The 18378-nt window shown below is 51.8% G+C and carries 12 protein-coding genes and 2 pseudogenes; 12 read left to right on the plus strand and 2 right to left on the minus strand.

The genetic code is table 11. From position 1 onward, the window contains the following. The first annotated feature begins 169 nt into the window (after positions 1–169). From hpf to argH, 11 genes and pseudogenes are all read left to right on the plus strand, one after another. A complete protein-coding gene (gene hpf / locus JCM10914_RS23580) occupies positions 170–733 on the plus strand; it encodes a ribosome hibernation-promoting factor, HPF/YfiA family (protein ID WP_023965496.1) in 564 nt (187 codons plus the stop codon). Positions 734–1170: 437 nt separating this feature from the next. Beyond that, entirely contained in the window at positions 1171–3681 is a 2511-nt protein-coding gene (gene secA, locus JCM10914_RS23585) for a preprotein translocase subunit SecA (RefSeq protein WP_023965498.1), read from the plus strand. Positions 3682–3948: 267 nt separating this feature from the next. Next, positions 3949–5062, plus strand: a protein-coding gene (prfB, locus tag JCM10914_RS23590) for a peptide chain release factor 2 (RefSeq protein ID WP_148300250.1) whose coding sequence is annotated in 2 segments (ribosomal slippage) — positions 3949–4020 and positions 4022–5062 — 1113 coding nt in all. Because the reading frame shifts where the segments join, the coding sequence is not laid out codon by codon here. Between the two features lie 27 nt (positions 5063–5089). Then, positions 5090–5992, plus strand: a complete 903-nt coding sequence (locus JCM10914_RS23595) for a YitT family protein (RefSeq protein ID WP_023965502.1) — start codon at positions 5090–5092, stop codon at positions 5990–5992. A gap of 348 nt (positions 5993–6340) precedes the next feature. Beyond that, positions 6341–7395 (plus strand): annotated as a pseudogene (argC, locus tag JCM10914_RS23600) (N-acetyl-gamma-glutamyl-phosphate reductase). Between the two features lie 20 nt (positions 7396–7415). Beyond that, the gene (argJ, locus tag JCM10914_RS23605) at positions 7416–8642 is read left to right on the plus strand and encodes a bifunctional glutamate N-acetyltransferase/amino-acid acetyltransferase ArgJ (protein ID WP_023965508.1); all 1227 of its coding nucleotides are present in this window, start codon (positions 7416–7418) and stop codon (positions 8640–8642) included. Between the two features lie 63 nt (positions 8643–8705). After that, positions 8706–9509, plus strand: coding sequence for an acetylglutamate kinase (gene argB / locus JCM10914_RS23610; RefSeq protein ID WP_023965510.1), 804 nt, complete (start codon positions 8706–8708; stop codon positions 9507–9509). 207 nt (positions 9510–9716) lie between these two features. Further along, positions 9717–10937 carry an acetylornithine transaminase gene (locus tag JCM10914_RS23615; protein ID WP_036719836.1) on the plus strand — a complete coding sequence of 407 codons (1221 nt, stop codon included), beginning with the start codon at positions 9717–9719 and terminating at the stop codon, positions 10935–10937. 55 nt (positions 10938–10992) lie between these two features. Next, complete coding sequence (gene argF, locus JCM10914_RS23620) at positions 10993–11949, plus strand: ornithine carbamoyltransferase (protein WP_023965517.1); 957 nt, start codon at positions 10993–10995, stop codon at positions 11947–11949. A gap of 59 nt (positions 11950–12008) precedes the next feature. Beyond that, entirely contained in the window at positions 12009–13241 is a 1233-nt protein-coding gene (locus tag JCM10914_RS23625; protein WP_023965519.1) for an argininosuccinate synthase, read from the plus strand. 132 nt (positions 13242–13373) lie between these two features. Next, positions 13374–14788, plus strand: a pseudogene (gene argH, locus JCM10914_RS23630) (argininosuccinate lyase). 180 nt (positions 14789–14968) lie between these two features. On the opposite strand, the gene JCM10914_RS23635 reads toward argH, so the two are convergent. After that, entirely contained in the window at positions 14969–15742 is a 774-nt protein-coding gene (locus tag JCM10914_RS23635; RefSeq protein WP_023965526.1) for an alpha/beta hydrolase family protein, read from the minus strand. Positions 15743–16030: 288 nt separating this feature from the next. Between JCM10914_RS23635 and JCM10914_RS23640 the strand changes: the two genes are divergently transcribed. Continuing rightward, a complete protein-coding gene (locus JCM10914_RS23640; protein WP_023965528.1) occupies positions 16031–16762 on the plus strand; it encodes a polymer-forming cytoskeletal protein in 732 nt (243 codons plus the stop codon). 78 nt (positions 16763–16840) lie between these two features. On the opposite strand, the gene JCM10914_RS23645 is transcribed toward JCM10914_RS23640, so the two are convergent. Next, positions 16841–18283, minus strand: a complete 1443-nt coding sequence (locus tag JCM10914_RS23645) for a VanW family protein (protein WP_023965530.1) — start codon at positions 18281–18283, stop codon at positions 16841–16843. Positions 18284–18378 lie beyond the last annotated feature (95 nt).

Here is an 18378-nt window from a genome sequence, read left to right on the forward strand (position 1 = left end):
TATTTTTATATCGGGCAGATCACACCGAGAAGGAGTTCTCCGGAGGTCGTTTCAGCACCCGATATCCGGGTTAAATAATAACAATCCGAGTTGTGCAATAATTCACAATTCCGACTTTTACATGGGCTTAACAAAATGCTATAATGAAGATGCAAAGGAGGAGTGCCCAATGCAATTCAGTATCCGAGGTCAACAAATCGATGTGACCGATGCTTTGAAGGACTATGTTGACAAGAAACTCAGCAGGCTAGATAAGTATTTTGAAGCACCCCCCGCCTCCGAAGGATATGTAACCCTTAATGTCATTCGAGGAATGCACACAGTGGAAGTAACCATTCCGCTCACAGGCGTGGTACTGCGTGCGGAAGACCGGAGCGATGATATGTACGCTTCGATTGACGCTGTTGTGGACAAGTTGGAACGTCAGATTCGCAAGCACAAGACGAAGCTGAACCGCAAGATCAAGCAAGAAGGCGGCCTCAAGGCGCTCATTGCTGAGAACGGTGTGGCGGCAACCAGCCAGGCGGAAGCCGAGCCGATGTATGATGAAGACAACTACGAAGTGGTTCGTACAAAGCGTTTTACCATGAAACCGATGGACGTGGAAGAAGCGATCCTGCAGATGAACATGGTCGGCCATAATTTCTTCGTATTCTCCAACATTGAAACTGAGGAAGTGAATGTCGTCTACAAGCGCGATGACGGCAAGTATGGCTTGATTGAACGAGATTAAGGTAATGTTAACTTAAACATGCATATGTAAGATGAGCTTCATCCGCTTCCAGCGGGTGGGGCTCTTTATTTGAATAGGACGCGTATTTCTTAGGTACAGAACTCCGCTTACTCGGATGGATAATATATTTGAGTACAGAGGCAGGGATGCGGCTATTACAAGCTTGGGTAAATCCACCACGCAACTTTTACGTGTGGATCGTCGTCTAATACCTAGTAAGGCTGTCATAGAACTCTTCGTGTCAGCACAGCAATTTGTTGCGGCATCCCTTACAAACTGTTACAATTTATGCAAACCCTCATTACTGTGGGACAGGTCTGTTTAACCTGCGCAGTTATGAGATCATCATATGGTATTATGAATCGATTTCATCATTTAACCCTTTGGCATTTAATGAAGTTGATTCTATCACTTGTTTTGCACGAAAGGGGTTAACCATGCTAGGACTTGTCAAAAAGATATTCGGCGACACCAACGAGCGTGATGTCAAACGTCTCATGAAGACGGTCGAGGTAATCAACAAAATGGAACCGGAATTTGAGGCACTCTCGGATGAGCAACTTCAAGGCAAGACCGCAGAGTTCCGTGCACGGATTGAGAAAGGCGAGACGCTGGAGGAGATCCTTCCCGAAGCCTTTGCCACGGTTCGTGAAGCATCCAGGCGTGCCTTGGGCAAACGTCATTATGACGTGCAGCTCCTTGGAGGTATGGCCCTCAACGAAGGCAGAATTGCAGAGATGAAGACCGGTGAAGGTAAAACCCTGGTAGGTACCCTTCCGGTATACTTGAATGCCCTGCTTGGCAAAGGAGTTCACGTGGTAACCGTCAACGATTATCTGGCACAGCGTGACAGCCAAGAGATGGCGCAGATATATAACTTCCTGGGCATGACGGTCGGGGTGAACCTGAGCGGCATGGAGCACCCGGATAAACAGCAAGCGTATGCTTGCGATATTACGTATGGTACGAACAATGAGTTTGGCTTCGATTACCTGCGTGACAACATGGTGTTGTACAAAGAGCAGATGGTTCAGCGTCCGCTGTACTTCTGTATTATTGATGAAGTGGACTCCATTCTGGTCGATGAAGCACGTACACCGCTCATTATTTCCGGACAGGCCCAGAAATCAACGGACTTGTATTATGCTGCAGACCGTTTCGTGAAACGCCTGACGGCTGAAGAGGATTATACAGTAGATATTAAGGTGAAGTCCGTAGCCCTGACGGAAAAAGGCGTAGCCACAGCCGAGCGTTCCTTCGGCATTGAGAACCTGTACGACCAAAATCATGTGACGTTGAACCATCACATTGTGCAGGCACTCAAGGCGAATGTCATCATGCGTCTTGATGTGGACTACGTTGTCACGGACGATGAAGTCGTCATCGTGGACGAATTTACGGGCCGTCTGATGGCCGGACGTCGCTATAGCGATGGTCTCCACCAGGCGATTGAAGCGAAGGAAGGTATCGAGGTTCAGAACGAGAGCATGACGCTCGCTACGATTACGTTCCAGAACTACTTCCGTATGTACCGCAAGCTTGCCGGTATGACTGGTACAGCGAAGACGGAGGAAGAGGAGTTCAAGAAGATTTATGGTCTTGAGGTTCTTCAGGTCCCTACCAATAAACCAAATCAACGTAATGATATGCCGGATGTCGTGTATAAGACGGAGGAAGGCAAGTTCAAAGCGGTAGTGACGGAGATCGTAGAGCGTCACAAGAACAACCAGCCGATTCTGGTCGGTACGGTTTCGATCGAGAACTCGGAGCGCCTGTCCGATATGCTGAAGCGTAAAGGCGTGCAGCATAAAGTATTGAACGCGAAATACCATGCAGAAGAAGCGGATATTATCTCTCGCGCCGGTCAACCGGGATCGGTGACGATCGCCACGAACATGGCGGGCCGTGGTACGGATATCGTGCTCGGTGATGGCGTACAAGCGGTAGGCGGTCTGCATATCATCGGTACAGAGCGCCATGAATCGCGCCGGATTGATAACCAGTTGCGCGGTCGTGCCGGACGCCAAGGCGATCCGGGGTCTACGCAATTCTACCTGTCGCTTGGCGATGAATTGATGAAGCGTTTCGGTACCGATAACGTCCTCAATATGATGGAACGTCTCGGCTTCGAAGAAGATCAACCGATTGAGAGCAAGATGATCACCCGTGCGGTGGAGTCGGCTCAGAAGCGGGTTGAGGGTAACAACTTCGATATGCGTAAAGTCGTTCTCCAATATGATGACGTGATGAACCAGCAGCGTGAGATTATTTATAAGCAGCGTCGTGAAATTCTGGAATCGGCAGACATTAAGCAGATCGTTGTTGAGATGATTAAGCCGGTTATCGAACGGGTCGTTCAAGCGCACTGCAGTGACGACATTCCGGAGAACTGGGAACTGCAGAACGTGGCCGATTATGTGAACAGCAAGCTGTTTGACGAAGGTGTTATAACTCGTGAAGACCTCTGGGGTAAGGAAGCTGAAGAAATCACGGAATATCTGTTCGATCGTGTCATGAAGAAATACACGGAACGTGAAGAGGCAATTGGCGAAGAGATGGTACGCGAGTTCGAGAAGGTTATCGTGCTGCGTGCGGTTGATAGCAAGTGGATGGATCACATCGATGCGATGGACCAACTTCGTCAAGGTATTCATCTCCGTGCTTATGGCGGTACCGATCCGCTTCGCGAATACCAGTTCGAAGGGTTCGAGATGTTCCACGCCATGATTGCTACGATTCAAGAGGAAGTCTCGACGTACGTCATGAAAGCACAGATCGCAACCAATCAGGAGCGTCAAGCCGTTGTGGATGAGAACAAGGTATCCACGAACAGCAGCGAGCCTGCACAGAAGCGTCCGGTACAAGTGGCCGATCAGATCGGACGTAACGATCCTTGTCCTTGCGGCAGCGGCAAGAAGTTCAAGCATTGTCATGGGCAGGGTGCATAAGCCCTAACGTGCCTGGAGTGTTTGTCTGAACAACATTATATATCCTGTCTAACGAATAGACATGGACTTTCAACTCCCTTAAGAGCAGCTGGGGCGAGGAATGGTGGCTGAAGCAGCCATCGTTTCTGCGTTTCCTCCGTTACGCTTAAGGGAGTTTATCTGAATAAATAACGGCATGTATATTTTTGGTCCGGGATTGGAACGTTTTTCAAGCCATACAGGGTATACTGTGTAGATAATATGTGCGATAAGAAAGGGACGAGGAACATGATCGATCCAAGTGTGAAGCAAGACCTGCGCGAAATCAGCAAGAAACTAACCAATCTTAGGGGGTCTCTTTGACTTAGATCTCAAGCAGGAATTAATTGAGAACTTCGAGGAGAAGATGGCTGCCCCTGATTTTTGGGATGATAATGAGAAAGCGCAGGGCGTGATCGCTGAGATGAATGCGGTCAAATCCTCGGTTGATCAATATCTGAAGCTGCAGCAGGATTATGATGATGCGGTGGTGATGATCGAGCTGGCGGATGAGGAGGGCGACGATTCGCTCGCTGGCGAGATTGCCGATACGATCAAAGAACTGGTTGCGCGCGTGGAGGAGTTCGAGCTCCAACTGCTGTTAAACCAGCCATATGATAAAATGAATGCCATTCTTGAACTCCATCCTGGCGCAGGGGGCACCGAGTCTCAGGATTGGGGCCAGATGCTGCATCGGATGTACACCCGCTGGGCGGAGAAGCGCGGTTTTAAGGTGGAGACGCTCGATTATCTTCCGGGTGATGAAGCAGGTATCAAGAGTGTGACGCTGCTGATTAAGGGATTTAATGCGTATGGGTATTTGAAAGCGGAAAAAGGGGTTCATCGACTGGTCCGTATCTCCCCATTCGATTCCTCTGGCAGAAGACATACTTCGTTTGTGTCCTGCGATGTCGTACCCGAGATCACGGATGATGTCGAAGTTGACATCCGCACCGAGGATCTGAAGATCGATACGTACCGCGCCAGCGGCGCCGGCGGACAGCATATCAATACGACCGACTCCGCGGTGCGAATTACGCACTTGCCGACGGGCGTCGTCGTGACGTGTCAGAACGAGCGCTCCCAGATCAAGAACCGCGAGCGCGCGATGACGATGCTCCGCTCCAAGCTCTACGAGCGCAAGATTGAAGAGCAGAAGCAAGAGCTTGCCGAGATTCGCGGTGAGCAGTCGGACATCGCGTGGGGCAGCCAGATTCGCTCTTATGTCTTTCATCCATACAGCATGGTCAAAGACCATCGCACCCAGGTGGAGACAGGCAATGTCGGCGCGGTGATGGACGGCGATCTGGATACGTTCATCGATGGATATTTGCGCAGCCAGATCAAGCATGAAGTTGAGTAGGTAAGTTGAGGAGCGATTTAGTGAACTATGGCGCAATCCGCTGGTAATACGATCAATCGAAGAAAAAGAGAACCGCTCATCCCGATTAACGGTCCGCTGCGGCAGGCGGCGGATACCGTCTTCATCGTGGTAGGTTCCTTCATTATGGCTTTATCCTTCAACCTGTTCTTCTTGCCGAACGGGATAGCCTCCGGCGGCGTATCCGGGCTGTCGGTACTGGCTGAGGCTTGGCTTGGCATTGAACCGGCATACACGCAGTGGGCTTTGAATATCCCGCTGTTCGTCATGGGATTTTGGCTGCTTGGGCGTGAGTATGGGATCCGGTCTCTGCTCGGAAGCGTCATCTTGCCGTTGTTTGTTTTTCTCACCAAGGACTGGCCGGTACCGACCTCGAACCCGCTGCTGGCCTCCATCTATGGGGGGATTGGCGTCGGGATTGGAATGGGGCTGGTATACCGGGGCCGAGGCTCCACAGGCGGACTGACCATCGTTGCGCAGCTGTTGCAAAAATACAGCGGGCTCACCTTCTCCCTTTGCGTCGTGCTGCTGGACGCGATTGTCATCTCGTCCGCAGCCCTGGTGCTGTCATTCGAACAAGCGCTCTACGCTTTGATCGGTCTCTATGTTACAGGCAAGGTAATCGATGCTGTTGAACTCGGGTTCAGTTTTACGAAGGTGGCGTACGTTATATCGGATCATACCGAGCCGATCACGAAGGCCATATTGGAGGATTTGGATCGGGGGCTCACGAAGCTGACCGCAGAGGGTGGTTATACCGGTGAACATCGAACGGTGCTGATGGTCGTCGTGGGGCAGAGTGAGATTCCACGGCTGAAGACCTTGGTCCAGTCCGTGGACCCGAACGCGTTCGTTATCATCAGCAATGCACACGAGGTGCTGGGTGAGGGATTTCGAAATATTAAAATCTAAGGAGCAAATTGCCTTCAGATGAAAGGGCAGCGCGAATGCGCTGCCTTTTTTTTTGCGTAATAGGGATTGATTGCTGATAACACGGTGAATAATTCTTTATTTTTTAGCTAAAGGGCCTATAATTATAAATGAATGAAGAATGAGCTTGTTTTGCTCGCTAAAATAACCCAAATTGTAATAATACATTGTATTTATATGAATACGGTCGTATAATAATACATATTTAAGAGACGGATTTGAAGTTGTTCACTATCCGCTGCGATGGTGTTAATGAATTGAATACATGAATGGGATGACGGACCTTGTTTAAGGTCCTTTAACCGTTCTGTGGGGAGAGGAATGAACGAAATGACGAGTACAGCAACAGTGAGAGTAGCGATTGTCGGATCTACCGGATACGGCGGGGTGGAGTTGATCCGTTTGCTGCAGGCGCATCCGCAAGTAGAGATAACATCGGTCATATCTTCATCCAGTGCAGGCGTGCCGATATCGGATGGCTTTCCGCATCTGACGAACATTATCAAGCGGGACCTGGATGGTGTAGACCCGGCGGAGATCGCAAGGTAGCTGATGTGGTATTTGCAGCGACGCCTTCCGGCGTTAGCGCGAAGTTGGTACCCGATCTGCTGAATGCAGGTTTGAAAGTCATCGATTTGTCAGGCGATTTCCGTCTGAAGGACGGGTCTGTATATGAACAGTGGTATAAACACCCCGCTCCAAGTGCTGAGCTGCTTGAACAGGCTGTGTATGGTTTATGCGAAGTGTTCGGGGAAGAAGTGAAGGATGTTGATTTTATCTCCAATCCGGGCTGTTATCCGACGGCAACACTGCTCGGACTAATTCCGGCAATCCAAGCGGGCTGGATTGATCCTGCCTCACTGATCATCGATGCCAAGTCGGGTGTGTCCGGATCTGGACGGGGTACGAGTCTGACGGCGCATTATGCCGAGATTAACGAGAACTTTAAGGCGTATAAGGTGAATAAGCATCAGCATATCCCCGAAGTCGAGCAGGTATTAACGCGTGTGACCGGGGAGCCGGTTACCGTAACCTTTACGACCCACCTCGTTCCAATGACTCGAGGAATCATGACGACGATGTATGCCACGCTGAACGGCACTTATACCGAAGATGACTTTATTGAATTGTATCGCGAACATTTCCAGGGTCGCCCATTCGTAAGAATCCGGGATAAAGGGATATGGCCAGCCACGAAGGAAGTTAGCGGCTCCAATTATTGTGATATCGGATTTGCAGTAGATTCGCGTACGAACCGAGTGACCATTATATCGGTGATTGATAACGTGGTGAAGGGTGCGGCCGGCCAGGCGATCCAGAACCTGAACTTGATGATGGGATGGGAGGAGAGCCTCGGACTTACGTTTACACCGATTTATCCGTAAGCGCTTGAGGATACACACACATGGGAGACAATCAATTTACGATTATTGATGGGGGCAGCATCATAATGCCTCGCGGTTTCAAGGCAGCTGGTCTGCACTGTGGATTGAAGAAGACGGATCGCAACGATCTGGGAATTATTTTGTGCGATGTTCCAGCCGTTGCGGCGGCTGTATATACAACGAATCTCGTGCAAGCTGCACCGCTGAAGGTCACGCGCGAGAGCCTGCAGGACGGCAAGCTGCGTGCGATTGTGGTGAATAGCGGCAACGCGAATGCCTGCACAGGCATACAAGGGGAAGAGGACGCCTATACGATGCGTTCCAGTGCTGCAGCACGTTTTGGCATCGATGCACAGGATGTGGCGGTAGCCTCGACGGGAGTCATCGGAGAACTGCTTAAGATGGATCGGGTAACGACAGGGATCGTGAATCTGCCTGCGCAGCTTCGTGGGGATAGCGAGGGGGCGGAAGCATTCAGCCAAGCCATCCTGACCACCGATCTAGTGAAAAAAGAAGCCTGCGTCACCGTACAAGTTGGCGGGCAGCAGGTTACTATTGCAGGTGCGGCAAAGGGGTCCGGCATGATTCATCCGAACATGGCGACCATGCTCGGTTTCATGACCACCGATGCAGTCATCCGGCATGACGCTCTGCAATTGCTGCTCCGTCGGACGACGAATCTGACTTTTAACATGATTACGGTGGATGGAGATACGAGTACGAACGATATGCTGGTAGCCATGGCCAGCGGACTTGCGGACAATGAAGAATTGTCGCCGGAGCATCCGGACTGGGAAGCGTTCGCTGCCGGGTTCCATTACGTATGCCAGCAGCTTGCGATGGCGATTGCGCGTGATGGCGAAGGTGCCTCGCGTCTGATTGAAGTGCGTGTGCATGGAGCGGAATGTGATGACGACGCGCAGGCGATCGCGAAGACAATTATCGGATCCAGCCTCGTGAAATCGGCGGTGTTCGGCGCGGATGCCAACTGGGGCCGGATTATCGCCGCGGTGGGCCGCGCTGGCCGCCCTGTGAACCCGGAGACCGTGGACATTGCCATCGGGCCGATCCCGGTGCTCGAGCAGTCCAGACCGGTGGTCTTCGATGAGGATGCCGCGCTTGTCTATCTACAAGGCGATACAGTCGATATCGACGTGAAGCTGCACATCGGCGATGGATCAGCGACAGCCTGGGGCTGTGATTTAACCTATGACTATGTCCGCATTAATGCGGCGTACCGTACTTAGATTTTCGAATGAAGAGGGGGAGACGAACATGACAAGCACAACGGATCAAAAAGAGATCAACCGATGGATACAACCGGCAATGATACTTTTGTGATGAAGTGCGGCGGCAGCACGCTTGCTGCGCTGCCGAGCAGTTTCTTCGAGGACCTGAAGAGCCTGCAGCGCAAGGGAGTCCATCCCGTCATTGTGCATGGCGGTGGACCCGCAATCTCTGGCAATCTGGAGAAGCTCGGCATCGAGACCGAGTTCGTGAACGGACTACGCAAGACGACGGAAGAAGTGCTGGACGTTGTGGAGATGGTGCTGGCAGGTACGATTAATAAGCAGATTGTACGCCGCATTCAGAGCGTTGGCGGATCGGCTATTGGCCTGTCCGGCTCGGACGGGGGTTTGATTGAAGCGAAGCCTGTTTCGAATCATGCGGAGGTAGGCTGGGTCGGAGACGTTACCCATGTGAAGTCTTCGATACTGAATGGCGTGCTGGAGATGGGATATATGCCGATCGTGGCCCCGATTGGGGTTGATGCATCCGGGCAGCGTTATAACATCAACGCGGACACAGCAGCTGGGGCGGTCGCCTCGCATCTGGGCGTGAACCGGATGATCGTCGTGACCGATGTACCGGGCATCATGAGAGGCGCGGGCAGCGAGAAGCGGGTGCTTCCTACCGTTACCGTACAGCAGATCGAGGATATGATCGCGACAGGTGAGATCTACGGCGGCATGATCCCGAAAGTACGGGCGGCCATTAGCTGCATCCATGGACGGGTGCAGGAAGTGGTCATTGTGGATGGCAGCGAGCCGAACGTGCTGAGCCGAGTGCTATCAGGCGAGGTGCTCGGAACGCGGATCGTACGCATGTCGTGATCAATCTACCGGACTAACTTTACTTTAGTTAAAATGCTTCAACGGAGAAGGCGGAATTGTACTGTAGAAGCGAAGCGTTCGCCTTTGCCCATGGATTTTAACTACGCGATCGACTCATTCGAGAAAATCCAGGGGCAACAGCGATCGGAAGAACAATCCGCATTTGAAGTGCTGAGAATCTTACTATATAAAAGGAGCGTGAACGCAATGACAACCGATCCACAAGCAAATGGCATCGTAACGGGGAATGATAGCTCCCTCTTCCAGACTTATGCCAGATATCCCATCGCTTTAGTCAAAGGCGAAGGCAGCTGGCTCTGGGATGACAAGGGCAATCAATACCTTGATTTTATGGCAGGCCTGGCGGTGACGAACCTCGGACATGCGCCGGTAAAAGTAAAAGAGAAGCTGAAAGCGCAGTTGGATGAACTGTGGCATGTCTCGAACCTGTTCCACATTCCTGGCCAGGAGAAAGCGGCAGCTTTGCTGACCGCGAATACATGCGCGGATGCCGTATTCTTCTGCAACAGCGGCGCGGAAGCGAACGAAGCAGCCATTAAGCTGGCGCGTCGTTATCACCAGAAGGTGAAGGGAACAGACAGCTATGAAGTCATTACGTTCACGCAGTCGTTCCATGGACGCACGCTGGCAACGCTGACGGCGACGGGGCAAGACAAAGTGAAGGAAGGCTTCCTTCCGCTTCCGGCAGGATTCCTTAGCGTTCCATTGCATGATCTACCGGCGCTAGAAGCTGCGATTGGCAACAAAACGGCAGCGATTATGATCGAGATGGTTCAGGCCGAAGGCGGCGTTCACCCGGTTGAACCAGACTTCATCCAAGCCGTAGTGGCGCTGTGCAAGAAGCACGGGTTGCTGCTCATCGTTGATGAAGTGCAGACGGGCATGGGCCGAACCGGTAAGCTCTTTGCGCATGAGCATTACGGTATCGAGCCGGATATTTTCACCGTGGCCAAGGGGCTTGGCTCGGGCTTCCCGGTCGGTGCGATGCTCGGCAAAGCATACCTGCGTGACGCATTCACGGCTGGAAGCCATGCTACGACGTTCGGCGGTACGCCGATTGCCAGCGCGGTCATTCAAGCGACAATCGAGACAATGATCGAGGATAACGTACCGCAGCGTGCAGCGGATGCTGCTGAATATTTGATGGCGAAGCTGGATGAAGCACTTGGCAGCAACCCGTTCGTGAAGGCGATTCGCGGCAAAGGCTTGCTGATCGGGATCGAATGCGCGGAGCCGGTGGGCGATATTGTAGTGAAAGGACAGAGCCGAGGCCTGCTGTTCGTTACAGCGGGGCCGAACGTCATTCGCCTACTGCCGAACCTCTATGTGAGCAAACCGGAGATCGATCAGGCAGTATCAATTCTAGCCGAACTCATTCACGAGTTTTCAGCAATTAAACAAGGGTAAGAAACCATGATACAATAAGGACAACTACAGTTATCGGCAAGGAGGATTTACGATTATGACGGCAAGCGGACAAGTGCAACAGCTCAGCCTGCAAGGGCGGGATATGATCGAGCTGGACGACTACACACCGGAGGAAATCCAGTTCCTGCTTGACTCGGCCATCGAGATTAAGCGCAAACAGAAGAACGGTGAAGTATACCAGCCGCTGAAGGGCAAGACGATCGGTTTGATTTTTGAGAAATCGTCCACGCGGACGCGGGTATCGTTCGAAGCCGGAATGTTCCAGTTGGGCGGGCATGCCCTCTTCTTGAGCAAGAACGATATCCAGCTTGGACGCGGCGAGCCGATTAGCGATATGGCACAAGTGATGTCCCGTTATCTGGACGGTATTATGATCCGGACTTTCGGGCATGACAATGTGACCAATCTGGCCAAATACGCTTCCATACCTGTCATCAATGGATTAAGCGATATGGCACATCCGTGCCAGGTGCTCGCCGATCTGCAGACGGTGCTGGAGCACAAGGGCAAACTGAAGGGTCTCAAAATGGCGTTCGTCGGCGATGGCAACAACATGGCACACTCGCTGCTCATTGGCGGAGCCAAGATGGGGATGCATGTGGCCGTAGCCAGTCCGAAGGGTTATGAGGCAGATGCCAGCATCGTGAAGCTGAGCGAAGAAATCGCGGCCCAGACCGGCGGCAGCATTACGATCACGCAAGATCCGGTTGAAGCGGCGAAAGGCGCGGATGTGATCTATACCGATGTATGGGCAAGCATGGGCTTTGAAGAAGAACAGGCGCAGCGTGAAGCGGCATTCGCCGATTTTCAGGTGAATGAAGAACTTGTCAAAGTCGCGAAATCCGATTATTTATTCCTGCATTGTCTGCCTGCCCATCGCGGCGAAGAGGTGAGTGAAGGCGTGATCGACGGAGGCAACTCCGTGATTTTTGATCAGGCCGAGAACCGTCTGCATGCGCAGAAGGCGTTGATGGTTGCGTTGATGGCTTAAACAATGATGAACGGGACTAATTGATAGAGTAGAGTATTCATGAGAGGGAGTTATATTGCATGGCAAAACAAAAAATCGTACTGGCGTATTCCGGCGGTCTGGACACGTCTGTTATTTTGAAATGGCTGAAAGAAACGTACGACGCCGAGATCATTGCGTTCACGGCTGACATCGGCCAGAAGGAAGAACTCGATGGTCTCGAAGAAAAAGCGCTGGCAACGGGCGCTTCCAAAGTGTACATCGACGATCTGCGCGATGAGTTCGCGAATGACTTCATCTATCCGATGTTTCAATCCGGTGCGATGTATGAAGGGCAGTATCTGCTAGGAACAAGTATTGCTCGTCCACTGATTGCCAAGCGTATGGTGGATATTGCGCGTGCAGAAGGAGCTACGGCTATCGCACACGGAGCTACCGGTAAGGGGAATGACCAGGTTCGCTTTGAACTGGGTGTCGCTGGTCTAGCTCCAGACATTGAAGTGATTGCGCCATGGCGTATCGAGGAGTTCCGTAATTCCTTCCCAGGACGCGCCGAGATGATCGCATATGCAGAAGTACATGGCATTCCGGTAACGGCTTCCGCGGCCAAATCGTATTCCATGGACCGCAACCTTCTCCATATCAGTTATGAGAGCGGCGTGCTGGAGGACCCTTGGTTCGATGCTAGCGCCGAGGATAGCAAGGATATGTATCTGCTGAGCGTATCCCCAGAGGATGCACCGGATGAAGCAGAATACCTGGAATTGACGTTTGAGCAAGGGAACGTAACCGCGCTGAACGGCGAGTCGCTGACTCCGCTGCAAGTGATGGAGAAGCTCAATGAACTCGGCGGTAAGCACGGGATCGGCCGGGTTGACATGGTAGAGAACCGCTTCGTCGGGATGAAGAGCCGCGGTGTCTACGAGACGCCGGGCGGCACGATTCTGTTCACGGCTCACCGCAAGATGGAGTCCATTACGATGGACCGCGAAGTCATGAACCTGCGTGACAGTCTGATCACTCGGTACAGCACACTAGTGTATAACGGCTTCTGGTTCGCACCGGAGCGTCTGGCGCTCCAGGCGCTGGTGACCGAGAGTCAGAAGAACGTCAGCGGCACCGTGCGCGTGAAACTGTATAAGGGGAACATCATCGGCGCTGGCGTGAAGAGTCCGGTCAGCTTGTATAATCCGGACATCGCCACCATGGAAGCCGATCCGACGCAAGCTTACGATCAAGGTGATGCAACGGGCTTTATCCGTTTGAACGCGCTGCGTTTGAAAGTGGCGACCGGGGTTAACCAGAATCAATAAGATCATAATCATAAAGTGGCTGAAGGCCGTTTCCATGCTCGAATGTTATCCGTTTCCCTGCAACTGCATGTGGGGCGGATGACGATCCGGCGGGAAGCGGCCCTCTGCTGTAAACAGAGAGGGGCAAGTGCTGTGAGCAAGTTATGGGGCGGACGCTTCACGAAGCAGACGAACGCATTGGTGGAAGAGTATACGGCTTCCATCGGTTTTGATAAGCAACTGGCAGAAGAAGATATTCAAGCAGTCTGGCGCATGTATCGATGCTCGGCAAATGCGGGATCGTACCGGAAGAAGATGTGGAGACGATCAAGGCAGGTTTGAACAAGGTGCTCGAACGCATTCGTGAAGGCACGATTGAATTCTCGGTGTCGGATGAGGATATTCATATGAATATCGAGAAGAACTTGATCGAGGAAGTGGGTCCAGTCGGCGGTAAGCTGCACACGGGCCGCAGTCGTAACGATCAGGTCGCAACGGACATGCACTTGTATTTGCGTAACCGCGTGGTGGCATTGACGGGTATGCTGCATGAGCTGCAGACCGCATTGATTGGACAAGCGAAGGACAACCTGGACACCATCATCCCAGGCTATACGCATCTGCAGCGGGCACAGCCGATCTTGTTCGCGCATCATCTGATGGCGTACGTATCGATGTTCCAGCGTGACATCGACCGTCTGATCGACAGCTACAAACGTATTAACATACTGCCACTTGGAGCCGGAGCGCTTGCGGGAACGACCTTCCCGATTGATCGTCATTTTGTGGCTGAACAACTGGGCTTTGACGGGGTATATGAGAACAGTCTCGATGCGGTGAGTGATCGTGACTTTATTCTGGAATTCCTGTCGGATGCCTCGATTATTATGATGCATCTGTCTCGCCTCAGCGAGGAGTTGGTGCTCTGGAGCAGCACGGAATTCAACTTCGTTGAGCTGGATGATGCCTTCTGCACGGGCAGCAGCATTATGCCGCAGAAGAAAAATCCGGACGTACCGGAACTGGTCCGCGGCAAGACCGGACGCGTCTACGGTAATCTGATCGGTCTGCTGACTGTGCTGAAGTCGCTTCCGCTTGCATACAACAAAGACATGCAAGAGGATAAGGAAGGGATGTTCGACACCGTGGCTACGCTGGAGGGTGCATTGCAACTGTTCGCACCAATGATCGCCACGATGAAGGTGAACAAAGGCCGTATGCGGGAAGCGGTAAATACCGACTTCTCGAATGCAACGGATATCGCCGATTTCCTCGTGGGTAAGGGACTTCCGTTCCGTCAGGCACATGAAGTGATTGGTAAGACGGTATTGTATTGCATTCAGAACCAGAAGTATTTGCTCGATCTGACCCTGGAAGAATTCCAGCAGTTCTCCGAGCTGTTCGACGACAGCATCTATGAGGTGCTGCAGCCGGAGACGGTGGTAAATGCACGCAATGTTTACGGTGGAACGGCCACGGAGCAGGTAAAGGCAGCCATCGATCGCAGTGTAACGACGCTGCAAGTGACCGAGGGTTGGCTCGGTGTTCGTCAAGGACATGTAGAGTAACGGATGGGTTGAAGAGAATGGATTTGCGGCATGAAGCCGCGAGTCCATTTTTTTATGAAGCGGTTCAAAAAAATAGATGCAAGCCCTCAGATGGCGGCGAATTCAAGTAATAGGGTGAATTCCGCTTAACATAAGGTGCATGCATCTTTTTCCTAACAGCAGATTTCGCTCATGAATTCCTTAGTCTTGGAGCGGCAGCCACTTCAGAATATCTTGAATGTAGGTATCCCAGTAGCCCCAATCATGGCCGCCGGGTGCTTCATGATAGGTGAAATCAAGAGTGGTGCCTTCGCAGGCGCTTCGGAATACCTGATTATCTTCATATAGGAAGTCCTCTGTACCGCATGTTTGGTATAGCTTCGGCTTGGGCCCCGTGGATGCATCCACTTCACGAAGCAGCCACAGCAGGTCTTCCTCTGTGCCGGAGATGTTCCGTTCCCCGTAGACTAAAGTATGATCGTACTGCCGGTTATCCTCCCCGATCCTTCCTGCCATATCGAGCGCACCCGATAGACTGGCAGCGGCGGCGAACGTATCCGGACAGCGCAGGGCCAACTTGAATGCACCATAGCCGCCCATGGATAATCCGGCTACAAAGTTATCTTCTCTTGCATGTGACAACGGGAAGAAGGATCTGGCGATAGCAGGGAGCTCCTTACTGATAAAGGTCCAATACTTGCCGCCGTATTCCATGTCGGTATAGAAGCTGCGATGAACCTGCGGCATCACGACCGCGATCCCCATGGCCGCGACATAACGCTCAATCGAAGTGCGGCGCAGCCAGATTGAATCGTCATCGGACAAGCCATGCAGCAGGTAGAGCGTCTTGTGAAGCCCTCCGTGTGCGTTGTTGGTCATACCGATCTGTGATGAGGTCTGCTGCGGGAGAATCACCGTCATGGATGTACTAAGTCCGAGTACCTCAGAGAAAAAGTGACATTGCATAAGTGCCATTGCTTCGTTTCTCCCTTCATTCTTTCATATATATCATTTAACACATTACCTACAGGGATCATATCATAATCGCATAGGTTGGGCTCCACTTAAATGGAGATCTCACTACTAGAATTTAGGTGCTGGGGCACCAGAACGTAACACCTCGGTCTTAAGACCGAGAACAAATTCCGTCAACGGTCGGTTTAGCGGATATTCGCATTATGGTATCTTAAAGGGAGTGAGATACAATAATACGATTCGTGAATAGCAAAATATGATAATGACTATTAATAACCGGGAGGGCTTATGATGATGGAGCAAGAGCACAAACGTCAGGATATGAAGATCGCAGGGGCTGGGAGTGCCAGTGGGGGTTACTATAACAAGGTGAGGATCGATGGCGCAGGGCGTGTTGACGGCGACGTGGATTGTGAGTCCTTCGTAATAAATGGTTCAGCGAATGTGAGCGGAAGCGTTGCCACCCAATCGATGGTGGTGAACGGCTCGGGCAGCGTGAAGGGTTCTTTACAGTCCGAAGATCTTGAAGTAGCCGGTAATCTCAATATAAAAGGCAACCTGCGTTCCCGATCGATTGGGATCGATGGACACACCAGTGTCAAAGGCGATTCTGAATCGGAAAGTCTTGAAGTGAACGGGAATCTACGTGTGCATGGTGATGTACGGAGTGAAAAGGCGACGTTTAACGGATTGTTTAATATTGATGGTCGTTTACATGTCGGCTCCGCCCACATCCAGGTGCTCGGTCGCAGCATTGCGCGTGAGATCGTGGGGGATCGGATTACGGTTCGCCGTAAAGGGCAGCGCTTCTGGGATATGCTCTCCATTAACCTGCGCGGCAATCGCCTGGAGGCACGTGTCATCGAAGGCGATGTGCTCGACCTTGAGTACGTGGAAGCGGATATCGTCCGCGGCAATCGGGTCATTCTGGGTAAGGGATGCCAAGTGCGTCAAGTTGAATATCGGGATGAGTATAATCAACATCCCGAAGCGGAGGTTGGAGCGTCTGACCGAATCTGATTGCGTTGAAGAATCCAAACGAGCGGATAAACAGGGACCTCACAGGGCTATATAGCCCTGTGAGGTCCCTGTTATGGTTTAGGGCGTACTGACACCATCCTCGACAACTTCCTCTTTTGATGGCTCCTTGGTATTCGGCATCGGAATCTCATTGCTTGGATTGATCGCCACGATGCTGTTCTGGGCGCGATACGTGTCCTTGGATATTTTGACCTTCTCCACGACCTCGCCGTTCACTTTCTTGGTCCGGTAGGTCTCAACGACATAACCGGGTTTCCCATTCTGAACCACTTGCTTGAATCCGGGTGGCAGCGCGGTGTTATGAATGACTTTCTCCGGTGAAGGCAACGTCTCAATCGTATTGGATTCAATCGCGTACTCCGTATTTTCCGGGAAAGTTCCGAACATTTTCAAAGTGAGCGTGTCATTGGAGACATCGGCCAGGATAAGCAGGTGCTTATCTGTATTGTTGCGGAAACGAAAGTTAATTGCACCTTCGGCAAAGGTAGCATCCTGTCCTTTAGGCAAATAGCTAACAGGTAACGAATGGTTACGACGCTCCGTGATATCCAGCCCCATCAGCAGCGCAGCGTGATAAACCGTACTCGACACCTGACAGATGCCGCCGCCGATGCCAGGCACAAGCTTGCCGTTTACGATGACAGGCGCTTCCTTGAATCCGTATTCTTTTTTGGCGGTATCGATGATATGCGCATAATTGAACTCATCCCCAGGTTTGAGAATCATACCGTCAACTGTCTTAGCCGCGGCGCTAACGTTATGGATTCGGCCAGGCGCGCTGGCGCCCAGACTGGTCGAGAACTCGACAACCTTTCTCGCGATTCCTTCAGCTTGAAGCGTCTTCACGGTGACGTCGGGCTTCTGTCTAATCAGTGGTAGCTCAATGACGATACCCTGATGCTCCTGTTGTTGCAGTTCCGTGATATTATGCTCATTTGGCAGAGCAGCGCTTAGCCTTTCGTAAAGAGCTGCCCAGTGAATGCGGTAGGCGGTTTTCTCGGGTGTATAGCGGACGATGTCGTCCTTGGAAATACTACGTACCGCGGGCACGGGTTCACCGAAGTGCTCTTTTTCCCATGCCAAATTGAATCTCTTCTTCAACACATCCCGGTCCCATTCCGTGGCGATATGCCATTCTTGCTTGAAATTACGTCTATACACGGCGCGTTCCCATAGCGATCCTTCGAATAGCTGTTGCACTCCAGCCCGAAAAGCCTCCGCTTGAAACGTAACCCCGGCCTCCAGCATATTGATACTCACGCGTTCCCCCTTCAGAGCATCCGATTGCAATTGAATCGTCATCGCCGATATTGTCTGAAGTTTATCTTCCAGCTCCGACAGTACGTTATCAGCCGGTTGGCCACCGACATTCCAGTCCGATAATACGACTCCTTTGGGAAGTTCTTTCTGATTGACGTAGATCGTCAACAAGCCAAAACCGACGGAGAGCAGAAGAGCAAAGCTGATGATAATGATGAGGGTTAGATGAATCTTTTTCATGATAACCACCTTCTTAACTTCGTATTAGCCACGGTTCATGCGCTTGTTCATGTATATGTCACGATAGGCTCAAACTTTCGGGTACAAAAAAGGTA

The sequence above is a fragment of the Paenibacillus sp. JCM 10914 genome, assembly GCF_001315105.1.
Classification (GTDB): Bacteria; Bacillota; Bacilli; order Paenibacillales; family Paenibacillaceae; genus Paenibacillus_AQ.

Bases quoted from the DNA above. Each gene is read 5' to 3' on its own strand.
- argJ (WP_023965508.1), top strand. From the start codon at position 7,416: ATGGGAGACAATCAATTTACGATTATTGATGGGGGCAGCATCATAATG.
- JCM10914_RS23625 (WP_023965519.1), top strand. From the start codon at position 12,009: ATGGCAAAACAAAAAATCGTACTGGCGTATTCCGGCGGTCTGGACACG.
- argF (WP_023965517.1), top strand. From the start codon at position 10,993: ATGACGGCAAGCGGACAAGTGCAACAGCTCAGCCTGCAAGGGCGGGAT.
- argB (WP_023965510.1), top strand. From the start codon at position 8,706: ATGGATACAACCGGCAATGATACTTTTGTGATGAAGTGCGGCGGCAGC.
- secA (WP_023965498.1), top strand. From the start codon at position 1,171: ATGCTAGGACTTGTCAAAAAGATATTCGGCGACACCAACGAGCGTGAT.
- JCM10914_RS23595 (WP_023965502.1), top strand. From the start codon at position 5,090: ATGGCGCAATCCGCTGGTAATACGATCAATCGAAGAAAAAGAGAACCG.
- JCM10914_RS23615 (WP_036719836.1), top strand. From the start codon at position 9,717: ATGACAACCGATCCACAAGCAAATGGCATCGTAACGGGGAATGATAGC.
- hpf (WP_023965496.1), top strand. From the start codon at position 170: ATGCAATTCAGTATCCGAGGTCAACAAATCGATGTGACCGATGCTTTG.
- JCM10914_RS23645 (WP_023965530.1), bottom strand. From the start codon at position 18,283: ATGAAAAAGATTCATCTAACCCTCATCATTATCATCAGCTTTGCTCTT.
- JCM10914_RS23635 (WP_023965526.1), bottom strand. From the start codon at position 15,742: ATGGCACTTATGCAATGTCACTTTTTCTCTGAGGTACTCGGACTTAGT.
- JCM10914_RS23640 (WP_023965528.1), top strand. From the start codon at position 16,031: ATGATGATGGAGCAAGAGCACAAACGTCAGGATATGAAGATCGCAGGG.